At 67.7% G+C, this 1,317-nt stretch carries 1 protein-coding gene; it reads right to left on the bottom strand.

Annotated features, from left to right (window positions below; all coding sequences use genetic code 11):
- Window positions 1-31: 31 nt before the first annotated feature.
- A protein-coding gene (locus tag ACGFNU_RS50650; protein WP_392604176.1) for an IS3 family transposase occupies window positions 32-1,248 on the bottom strand; the annotation gives its coding sequence in 2 pieces (ribosomal slippage) (window positions 32-945 and window positions 945-1,248; 1,218 coding nt in all).
- Between the last annotated feature and the right edge of the window lie 69 nt (window positions 1,249-1,317).

Raw genomic sequence — 1,317 nt, 5'->3', positions numbered from 1 at the left:
GGGGGCTTACCCCTGAATGTGGACACCGGTTTCAGACGGCGGTTGCCAGGCTACCTGCGGTTTTCTCGTAGTTGATCGGTGATGTCTGGCCGAGCCGGGAGTGTCGGCGGCGGGTGTTGTATCTGGTGATCCACCCGAATACCGCCAGGCGGGCGTCGCGGGCCGAGGCCCACTGGTCGGCGCCCTGCAACGTCTCGCGTTTGAGGGTTGCGTTGAAGGACTCGGCGGCGGCGTTGTCGGCGCTGGTGCCCACCGCGCCGCGGGAACGAGTGACCCCGAGCCGACGGCAGGCTTCCTCGAACTCGGTGCTGCAGTATTGGGCGCCGTTGTCGCTGTGGAAGATCGCCCCGTCCAGGTGCCCGCCGCGGGTGCGGGCGGCGGCCTGCAAGGCGTCCACGACGAGTTCGGTGCGCATGTGGTCGGCGATCGACCAGCCCGCCAACCTTCGTGATCCCAGGTCCAGGACCGTGGCGAGATAGAGGAACTTCCCGCCCCCGATCGGCAGATAGGTGATGTCGCCGACGTAGTTGTGGTTCGGTTGTCCGGCGGTGAAGTCGCGCCTCAGCAGGTCCGGGACCGGGGCCGCGGACGGTTCGGGCAGCGTGGTGCGCACCTTCTTGCGCAGGTGCAGCCCGACGATGCCGCGCTCACGCATCACCCGCGCGACCCGCTTGTGGTTCACCCGCACTCCCTGCTCGTGCAGCTCGGCGGTGACCCGAGGGGAACCGTACGTGCCGTCCTCGGCCTGGTGGATCTCCCGGATCTTCGCCGCGAGGACGTCGTCGGCCTTGCGGCGGGCCAGCCGGGTCGGGGCGGCGGCCAGCCACCGGTAGAACGACGACCGGGCAACCCCCAGCACCCGGCACAACCGCTTCACGCCGAAGGCGTGCTTGTGGTCCTCAACGAACTCGAAGCGGTTCACCAGTTCGTCTCGCCCGCGAAAAACTTGGCCGCCTTCCGCAGGATGTCCCGCTCCAGTTCCAGCTCCTCGATCCGGGCCTTGAGCTGCTTGTTCTCCTCTTCCAACACGTCCGGCGAGGCTACCTGGCCGCCAGCGGCCGGCTTACCCGTCCTGGCCGGCTTGGGGCCCGCGGTGCCGTTGCGCTGCGCGGCCAGCACCCACTCCCGCAGCGTCGCCCGGTTGATCCCCAGATCCTCAGCGACCTGCTTGTAGGTCTTGGACGGGTCCGACAGATACAAGGCCACAGCGTCGGCCTTGAACTCCTCCGGGTAGTTCTTCAGAGCCATCAGTGACATCTCTTCCCCTGGACCTCAAGATCCAGTCTCCAAGGTGTCCACACTCAGGGGTGAGGCCCC

Source organism: Spirillospora sp. NPDC048911 (assembly GCF_043198015.1).
GTDB lineage: Bacteria > Actinomycetota > Actinomycetes > Streptosporangiales > Streptosporangiaceae > Spirillospora.
Note: the sequence above shows the minus strand (reverse complement) of the source record. Positions and strands in the feature narration are given on the sequence as shown.